Raw genomic sequence first — 8,942 nt, 5'->3', positions numbered from 1 at the left:
CAGCAGACGCTTAGAGGGCCGAACCCCGCGCGGCGAAGCCGCGCCAATAAACACAGAACCTTGACGGGTGAGGTCACCTTCTCACCTCCGCGGGCAAGGTCACGTTCCTACCTCCGCGGGCGGGGTCACCTTCTCACCTTCGCGAGCAAGGTCACGTTCCCACCTTCGCGGGCAAGGTCACGTTCCCACCTCCGCGAGCAAGGTCACCTTTCCACCTTCGCGAGCAAGGTCACGTTCCCACCTTCGCGAGCAAGGTCACGTTCCCACCTCCGCGGGCGGGGCCACTTTCTCACCTTCGCGAGCAAGGTCACCTTCCCACCTTCGCGAGCAAGGTCACGTTCCCACCTCCGCGGGCGGGGCCACCTTCCCACCACGGCGAGCGGGATCGCTTCCCGGGGCGAGGTCACCTTCCCACCTCCGCGGGGCGAGGTCACCTCCCCACCCCCGCGAGCAAGCCCACCCCACCCCACCGGGTGACCTCACCGTCAAGCGACGATATTCACCAACCGCCCCGGAACCACGATCAGTTTGCGAGGCGATTTCCCGTTCAGCAGCGCCGCGATCTTCTCGTCGGCCAGGGCCGCGGTCTCGATCGCGGCCTGGTCGGCTTCCGGGTCCACCTGGATCCGGCTGCGGACCTTGCCATTGACCTGGATCGGGTATTCCACCGTCTCCGCGGTCAGCAGCGCGGGATCGGCCACCGGGAAGGGCCCGTGCGCCAGTGAGGTGCCGTGACCCAGCCGTTCCCACAGTTCCTCGGTCATATGCGGGGCCAGCGGGGCCAGCATCAGGATCACCGGTTCCACCGCTGAACGCGGCGCGCCCTGGGGGTAGGCCTTGGTCAGGTGGTTGGTCAGCTCGATCAGTTTGGCGCCGGCGGTGTTGTCGCGCATCGCCGCCAGGTCTTCGTCCACGCCCGCGATGGTGCGGTGCAGCAGCCGCAGGGTTTCGTCGGCGGGGTTCTCCTCGGTGACCCGGGTCGCGCCCGTTTCCTCGTCCACCACCAGACGCCACACCCGCTGCAGGAACCGGTGCGCGCCGATGACGTCCTTGGTCGCCCAGGGCCGGGAGGTGTCCAGCGGGCCCATCGACATCTCGTAGAACCGGAAGGTGTCGGCGCCGTACAGATCGCAGATCGCGTCGGGGGCGATCGCGTTCTTCAGTGATTTGCCGATCTTGCCGTACTCCTGGTTCACCTCGACCTCGGTGCCCGAGGCGTCGGTCCAGAAGAACTTCCCGTCCCGTTCGACGACCTCCGCGGCCGGGACGTAGGCCCCGCGCGGGTCGGTGTAGGCGAAGGCCTGGATGTAGCCCTGGTTGAACAGGCGGCGGTACGGTTCGCTGCTGCTGACCTCACCCAGGTCGAACAGCACCTTCTGCCAGAAGCGCGCGTACAGCAGATGCAGTACCGCGTGCTCGACACCGCCGACGTACAGATCCACACCGCCCGGATCGGCGGCGCCGTGCTCGGCCGGGCGCGGACCCAGCCAGTAGTTCTCGTTCTGCTTCGCGCAGAACTCCTCGGAGTTGGTGGGGTCGGCGTAGCGCAGCTGATACCAGGAGCTGCCCGCCCAGTTGGGCATCACATTGGTATCGCGGCGGTATTTGCGCGGGCCGTCACCCAGATCCAGCTCCACCTCCACCCAGTCGGTGGCCTTGGCCAGCGGCGGCGACGGCTCGGATCCGGCGTCGTCGGGGTCGAAGGTGACGGGTGCGAAATCGTCCAGTTCGGGCAGTCGCACCGGCAGCATCGACTCCGGCAGCGCATGCGGCGCGCCCGCCTCGTCGTAGACGATCGGGAAGGGTTCGCCCCAGTACCGCTGGCGAGCGAACAGCCAGTCGCGCAGTTTGTACTGCACCGTGCCGGCGCCCCGGCCGTCGGCTTCCAGGCGGGCGATCACCGCTGCCTTCGCCTCGGTGATCTCCAGGCCGTCCAGGTAGTCGGAGTTCATGGCCGGGCCGTCGCCGGTGTAGGCCTCGCCGTCGAAATCGGCGGGCGGTCGCACGGTCCGGATGATCGGCAGCCCGAACGCTGTCGCGAAATCCCAGTCCCGCTGATCCTGGCCGGGCACCGCCATGATCGCGCCGGTGCCGTAACCGCTCAGCACGTAGTCGGCGATGAAGATCGGGATCTGTGACCCGTTCACCGGATTGGTGGCGTAGGCACCCAGGAAGACGCCCGTCTTCTCCTTGTTCTCCTGCCGCTCCAGATCCGATTTGGCGGCGACGGCGCCGCGGTAGGCGGCGACCGCCGCGACCGGATCGGCCGCACCGCCGGTCCACCGTTCGTCCACACCCGCCGGCCATGCGGCCGCGGTCAGTTCGGCGACCTTCTCGTGCTCGGGCGCCAAGACCATGTAGGTGGCGCCGAACAGGGTGTCGGGCCGGGTGGTGAACACCTCCACATCACCGGCGGGTGTGGCGAACTCGACCCGCGCGCCCCGGGACCGCCCGATCCAGTTGCGCTGCATGGCCTTCACGTTCTCCGGCCAGTCCACATGGTCCAGATCGTCGATCAGCCGGTCGGAATAGGCGGTGATCCGCATCATCCACTGCCACAGCCGCTTCCGGAACACCGGGAAATTACCGCGCTCACTGCGGCCGTCGGCGGTGACCTCCTCATTGGACAGCACCGTGCCCAGACCCGGGCACCAGTTCACCATCGAATCGGTTTGATAAACCAGGCGATAGGAATCGATCAGCGCCGCCCGCTCGGCCGGCGCCAGATCCGCCCAGTCCCCGCCACCGGGCACGGCCCGCGATCCCGACGCGAACTGACGCTCCAGCTCCGCGATCGGCCGGGCCCGGTCGGCCTCCTGGTCGTACCAGGCGTTGTAGATACGCAGGAAGATCCACTGCGTCCACTTGTAGTACTCGGGATCGGTGGTCGCGAACGAACGCCGCCGGTCGTGCCCCAGCCCCAGCCGGTCCAGCTGCCGCTGCATGGTCGCGATATTGGATTCGGTGGTGTCGCGGGGATGCGCGCCGGTCTGCACCGCGTACTGCTCGGCGGGCAGGCCGAACGCGTCGTAACCCAGCGCGTGCAGCACATTGCGCCCGTGCATCCGGTGATACCGGGCGAACACATCGGTGGCGATATAACCCAGCGGATGCCCCACATGCAGTCCCGCGCCCGACGGGTAGGGGAACATGTCCTGCACGAACAGTTTGTCGGCCGGAACCTCACCCGCCAGCGGACCCACGGGGTTCGGCGCGTGGAAGGTCCCGCGCTCGTTCCACCGCTGCTGCCACCGGCCCTCGATCTCCCCGGCGAGCGCGGCGGTATACCGATGGGCGGGCGTATCGTCGGCCCGGCCCGGGGTTGCGCCATTGTCTACCGAGCTCTGCCCGGCGGTCTCGGTTGCGCGGGAGTCCTGCACGGTCCTGCCTTCTCTAGCTGCTGATGGGGGGAGTTCCGTCGACCAACAGCGTAAGTCGTGGCCCCTGACAAGCCCAAAAAGGGCTGTGCTGTGGTTTTTGGCGCGGCTTCGCCGCGCGGGGTTCGGCCCCCTTGGCGCCTGCTGTCAGCCCTCGAGACTCGCGGCTTCGCCGCATGCGCTTCGAGGGCTGACAGCAGGCGCGGGCCGAACCCTTTGGGGGCCTCGCTGGACTCGGCGCCGGGGAGGGGGACGACATCGCCGGACGGGCCGATGCGGGTGTGGTCCGGGTGGTGTGGTGGGGTGTCGATCGCCACCCCGGGCGCCGGACTCGGGCGGTGGGCACTATTCTGACCTGGTGTTTGTCGTTGCGATTCTGCTGTTCGTCCTGGCTGCGGTAGCCCTGGTCACGGGTGTGCTCGGCATGATCGGGCGGCTGCCCGGTAACCGGTATGTCGGGGTGACCACCGAGGCGGCGTTGCGCGACGAGAAGGCGTTCCGGGCCGCCAACCGGGTGGCCGCTCCCACCTCGATCGTTTCCGCCGTGCTGTTGTTCGCCGGTGGGCTGGTGGTGCTGGCGGCGGGTGGTTTCACCGCGGTGCTGGTGGCGGTGGGTGTGCTGGTCATCGCCCTGTTCACGCTGGGCGCGGGGGCCAACGCGGGGGCGCGGGCGGCGGAGGCCATCGCGCCGGCTCCGGAGCCCGCGGGCTGCGGCGGGTCGTGCGGCGGGTGTTCGCTGAAGGACACCTGCGCTCCGGCGGCGGGCTGAGGTCAGCCCAGCCAGTCCAGTACCGACGCCGCCGTCCACGACTGCTGCATACTGCCCAGCGGTTCGCCGGTGAACGGTTCGTAGTATTCCGCGAAGCTGCCGTCGCTGGCCTGCCGCAGCGCTTCGGCGCGCAGCATGAAGGAGCGTTCCGCCCAGCCGCGGTGGGCGAAGACCCAGGAGAACAGCCAGCTCATCACCGGCCATACCGGCCCGCGCCAGTATTCGCGGGGGCGGAAATCCTTCGATACCGGCGAGGTGGAAGGCGGCAACGCGTAGCGCAGGTCGGGGTGTCCGCAGAAGCGGGGCCCCTCGAAGATCCGCAGCAGGTTGCGTTCGGTGGCCCGGGGCAGACCGCCACTGACCAGCGGCGCGAACATCGCCAGTGTTTCGGTGTTGATCCAGCGCTGGGCCCGCGTGTCGTAGTCGCGGGCGGCGCCGGTGCGGGCGTCGGTGGTCGCGATGACACCGGCACGGAACCGCTCGGCCCAGCCGAACAGTTCCCGGGTGTCGGCCTTGGGCTGGTGGTATTCCTCGCCGATCTGCCCCAGGACTTCGCAGGCCATGGCGAAGATGGCGGTGACGAACACATCCTCGACCGCGAATCCCATCACGGCGCTCAGTTCGGCGTCGTCGTAGCGGGCGCGCCGCATCTGTTCGACCAGCCACAGGTACCGGTCGTATTCGCGGTCGGTGGGGCGCTGCGAGGGATCGTCGATGACGAGTACGTCTTCGCGCCGGTAGGCGGGCAGGTCCGCGCCGGGCACCACGTTCTCGTAGGCGCGGTCCCACCGCGGTGAATTGTCCATCCCGGATTCCCAGCCGTGGTACAGGGTGATCCGGCCGTTGCCCAGCGGGTCGCGGGCGTGGGCCAGCCAGCGGTGCCAGCGCACCAGATCCGACCAGCGGCGGTTGAGGAATTCCTCCGCCACCGCGCGGGTGCTGCGACCGTGACGCCGGGAATGGTCGAGGATGCGCTGCACCGCGATGGCGTGGACCGGCGGCTGGGTGATACCGGAGGTATCGGGACCGTCCGGCGCGGCGGCGGCCAGCAGCCGGCATTCCCAGCGGGCCGGGCCCGGGAAGTAGCCGTCCACACCGTTGGCGAAGACGATATGCGGGATCATCCCGTTCTTCCATTGCGCCGAGAGCAGGGTGTCGAGTTCGATCACCGCGCGTTCCACGCTCAGCGGGGCCAGCCCGACCGCCACGAAGGCCGCGTCCCAGCTCCACATATGCGGGTACAACCGCGGCGCGGCGCTGGTCATGGTTCCCAAATCGTTGCCGCGCAGCAGATAGGCCGCTCGGGCGGCGAGCTGCGTGGGAGTGAAACCTGGGTGTGCCATCTCTATATCTTGCGGGTTGGGACGGGTCTCTCGCCCGGTTCGGTGAGAGTGATCGCAATATCTACCGAGTCACGGTTTCGCTTCGGTGTGCGCGATATTTCGCTCGCGCTACACGGCCCTCCCCGGAGGCGGCCGTCGCCGGTGCGGATGTGATACGCACTATCGGGTGCGCACCCGGGCGGCGCATCGGAGCGCGGCACCGGCGACCGGGCCGCGGGATACGACCAGGAGGGCAGTATGAGCGTGCCGCACGATGACGAGACCGCCACACCTGTAGCGCTGGTGACCGGCGGCGGCCGGGGCCTGGGCGCGGCCGTGGCCCGTGTACTCGCCTCCGACCACCGGCTGCTGCTGGGCGGCCGGACCGCCGCCGGTCTGGCGCCGATACTGCGGGAGCTGCCCGGCGCCACCGCCTGGCCGGTGGATCTCACCGATTACGCCGCGGTGGCCGCCGCGACCGAACCGATCGAGCGGCTGGACGTGCTGGTGCACAACGCCGGTATCGCCGACCTGGGCACGATCGCCGAATCCTCGGTGCGGCAGTGGCGCGACACGCTCGAGGCCAATCTCATCGCCGTCGCCGAGCTGACCCGCCTGCTGCTGCCCGCGTTGCGCACCGCGAACGGGCATGTAGTGCTGATCAACTCGGGGGCGGGCCTACGGGCACACGCCGGGTGGGCCTCATACGCGGCCAGCAAATTCGGTCTGCGCGCCTTCGGCGACGCGCTGCGGCTCGAGGAGCCCGCGATCCGGGTCACCTCGATCCATCCGGGCCGTATCGATACCGATATGCAGCGCGCGATCGTGGCCGGGGAGAACCGGGATTACGACCCGGGGCAGTTTCTGCGACCCGATACGGTCGCGCGCGCGGTCCGTACGGCGATCGACACGCCCGCGGACGGTCATCCCACCGAAATCGTGCTGCGCCCCCGCTGACCTGCCGCCGCCCGCCCCTCGGCAGGCCGTGGCCCCGGCGCGTATCGCCGGGGCCACGCCCCTTCGGGCCGGATGCGCGGGTTTCCGCGGCGCGGCGGTGCCTCTTCTCAGTGCTCGTCGTAGTGCCCGTCGTGGGCGGCGTGGCGGTGACCGTCGTGGATGTAGTCCACGTGATCACCGTGCGGAACGGCTACGTGACCGCACCCTTCGCCGTGCACGTGTTCGTGGGCGCCGTGCTCGTGATGCCCCTGGGATTCGCACTCGTCGAAATGATCGCCGTGCGCGCGATGCAGATGGCCGTCGTGGACGTAGTCGACGTGATCACCGTGCGGTACCGCGACGTGGCCGCAGTCGGGGCCGTGCACGTGACCGTGGTCGGTGTGCTGAGCGTGTGCCGTCGTCATCGGTGCTCCCTCTTTCCTCGGACCGGTCAGGTGGAACTACGCCCCTCCATTACATCACCAAGTGCGCATGATTGCAGTTAGCTGTTTATTCACCGCGCGCCCCGGGTACTGGGAGGTGGATCGAGTACCCGGCTTATCCGCTTCCACCGATGGATAGCCGGAGCGTGACCGAAGCATCCGGCTCCACCACCGGGCAGCAGTGGGAATCATCCGTACCGAAGCGATGTGGCGCGGAGTTTGCCCGATGGCAATACGACATACCTATCAGTACGCAACCTGACAGAATGCCCGAATCATCCGACCTTTAAACAGGATTCGGAATAAATATTCCAAATTCTGTGTCGTTTCTGGTTCCAGCCACGTAACGTCGTGTTGTTCGTCCTACCGGGACAGCCCCTCTTGGCCCGGCGAACCAAACTGCGCGCTTGTTCTGACTGGAACCCCAACCTGGCAACCCAGCCACGTAGATCGGACACGAGAACATCATGAAGATCCGCAAGATCGCCGCCGTCCTGGCACCCATGCTGGCCACCGCCGCCGTGGGCGCGGGAGTCGTTCACGCAGAACCCGCCACGCCCGATATCGGTTACCGCACCGAACTCGTCGGGAAGAACGTGGTAACCACCCTTACCAACGGTACGTTCGCGCTCCGGGGCGAAACCGTGGACGTTCTCGACAAATCCGGTGCCACCGTGATCACGATGCCGCTGTCGGTACGGGAGGGCAGCACCGAATATCCGCTCCCGCACGCGGTTCGGGACGAGGGCCGGGTCCTGGAACTGACTGCCGTCAAGGACGTCGAGCATGCTCGTCCGACCACGGCGCAGCCGATCGCCTCGCCCCAGGAGAACCTGTCCGCCCAGAACAACTTCGCCTCCCAGTTCGGACTCGCCACGGCTATCGGCGGATTCGTAGGCACGGCGATCGGTGCACTGATCGGATTGGCCGTCACGCTGCCGACCGGTGTCGGTATTCCCGCTGGGATCATCAGCGGTGCCACTCTGGGTGGCATCATCGGCACGATCGTCGTCGGTGGGCCCGCCCTGGTGATCTCCGCTGTCGATCTGGTGAACACCCTGGCCGCCGCCCCCGGGACCACCCAGTGGGCCCCGAAGGCACAGGCCAACCGCTGACCTCGGGCCGACACGCTCGGCCGGTCACCGAAAACGATGAGGGCGGGCCGCGTGCCCGCCCTCATCTTTGTGCCCACCCCCTTCGCCCTGCCGGACCCTCGATACGGCCACATGTCGGTCCGGCACACCCTGCGCACGACGACCGCGCGCCGCGGGTGGCCCGAAATTCAGTGGATCCGGCCGGCCGCGGCGATTAGCGTCGCCGGGGTGATGCAGCAGTTCTTCTTCCGTCTCGGATAGCGACCCGGCCCGCGCCCCCGGCGCGGCCCGAGTCGCAGACCGCCCTCCGATGCGCATTCCTGCGCCGGAGGTCATCCGTCGTGCACGAAACGCGAAGAAGGAACTCCATGCTGTTGCTCGTATCCGGCGCCTCGGGCGTCGGGAAAACCACCGCCCGGCTCGCGGCCGCCCCACTACTGGGCGCCGCCGTCGAAACCGCGGAGCTGTACACCCTGGGTCCCATCCCCGCCGTCCCGACCATCGAATGGCGGCAGCGGCAGATCGAGGTCGCCATCCAGCGAGCCCTCGAACTGGCGCGGGAGGGGCGGCATCTGCTGTTCGCCGGGGACCCGATACCCGCCGGTGAGGCCCTGGCGGCGCCGTCGGCCGATCTGATCGATATCGCTGTCTGCCTGCTCGATGCGAATGAGCGGGCACAGACCGCGCGACTGCGGGCCCGGCAGGATCCGCCGGAGCTGCTGGCGTTACATCTCGCGTTCGCCGAATGGTTGCGGCGCCATGCCGTGGACCCGACCCATGTACCCGAAGCGGTCACCACCGGCGCATGGGACGAGATGCACTGGCACCGGTGGGTCGGACGGGAGGACCTCGCGGACCGGTGGGCGATGAGCGTGATCGATACGTCCACGCTCGACGGTCCGGATGTCGCGCGGGAGTCATCGGCAGTGTGGCGTGGGGACTGGACGCGGCCCATCGGGCCGGGATGGTGCACCGGGATGTGAAACCGGCGAATATTCTCC

At 68.4% G+C, this 8,942-nt stretch carries 7 protein-coding genes; 4 read left to right on the top strand and 3 right to left on the bottom strand.

All coding sequences use genetic code 11. The features are described 5' to 3' along the window. Window positions 1–485: 485 nt before the first annotated feature. The gene (leuS, locus tag ACWDU1_RS24730; protein WP_450001965.1) at window positions 486–3,380 is read right to left on the bottom strand and encodes a leucine--tRNA ligase; all 2,895 of its coding nucleotides are present in this window, start codon (window positions 3,378–3,380) and stop codon (window positions 486–488) included. Between the two features lie 355 nt (window positions 3,381–3,735). Between leuS and ACWDU1_RS24725 the strand changes: the two genes are divergently transcribed. Then, the gene (locus tag ACWDU1_RS24725) at window positions 3,736–4,146 is read left to right on the top strand and encodes an SdpI family protein (protein ID WP_450001964.1); all 411 of its coding nucleotides are present in this window, start codon (window positions 3,736–3,738) and stop codon (window positions 4,144–4,146) included. Between the two features lie 2 nt (window positions 4,147–4,148). Here ACWDU1_RS24725 and ggh read toward each other — a convergent pair whose 3' ends face one another. Then, a complete protein-coding gene (gene ggh / locus ACWDU1_RS24720) occupies window positions 4,149–5,489 on the bottom strand; it encodes a glucosylglycerate hydrolase (RefSeq protein WP_450001963.1) in 1,341 nt (446 codons plus the stop codon). A 237-nt stretch (window positions 5,490–5,726) separates the two neighbouring features. Between ggh and ACWDU1_RS24715 the strand changes: the two genes are divergently transcribed. Then, window positions 5,727–6,425: an SDR family oxidoreductase gene (locus ACWDU1_RS24715; RefSeq protein ID WP_450001961.1), complete on the top strand. Its 699-nt coding sequence runs from the start codon at window positions 5,727–5,729 to the stop codon at window positions 6,423–6,425. Window positions 6,426–6,532: 107 nt separating this feature from the next. Here the strand turns inward: ACWDU1_RS24715 and ACWDU1_RS24710 are convergent, their stop codons facing one another. Further along, window positions 6,533–6,829 carry a hypothetical protein gene (locus ACWDU1_RS24710; protein ID WP_450001959.1) on the bottom strand — a complete coding sequence of 99 codons (297 nt, stop codon included), beginning with the start codon at window positions 6,827–6,829 and terminating at the stop codon, window positions 6,533–6,535. A 485-nt stretch (window positions 6,830–7,314) separates the two neighbouring features. Between ACWDU1_RS24710 and ACWDU1_RS24705 the strand changes: the two genes are divergently transcribed. Next, window positions 7,315–7,962, top strand: coding sequence for an ammonium transporter (locus tag ACWDU1_RS24705; RefSeq protein WP_450001957.1), 648 nt, complete (start codon window positions 7,315–7,317; stop codon window positions 7,960–7,962). A 347-nt stretch (window positions 7,963–8,309) separates the two neighbouring features. Further along, window positions 8,310–8,924, top strand: a complete 615-nt coding sequence (locus ACWDU1_RS24700; RefSeq protein ID WP_450001956.1) for a hypothetical protein — start codon at window positions 8,310–8,312, stop codon at window positions 8,922–8,924. Window positions 8,925–8,942 lie beyond the last annotated feature (18 nt).

This window comes from Nocardia sp. NPDC003345 (assembly GCF_053589395.1).
Note: the sequence above shows the minus strand (reverse complement) of the source record. Positions and strands in the feature narration are given on the sequence as shown.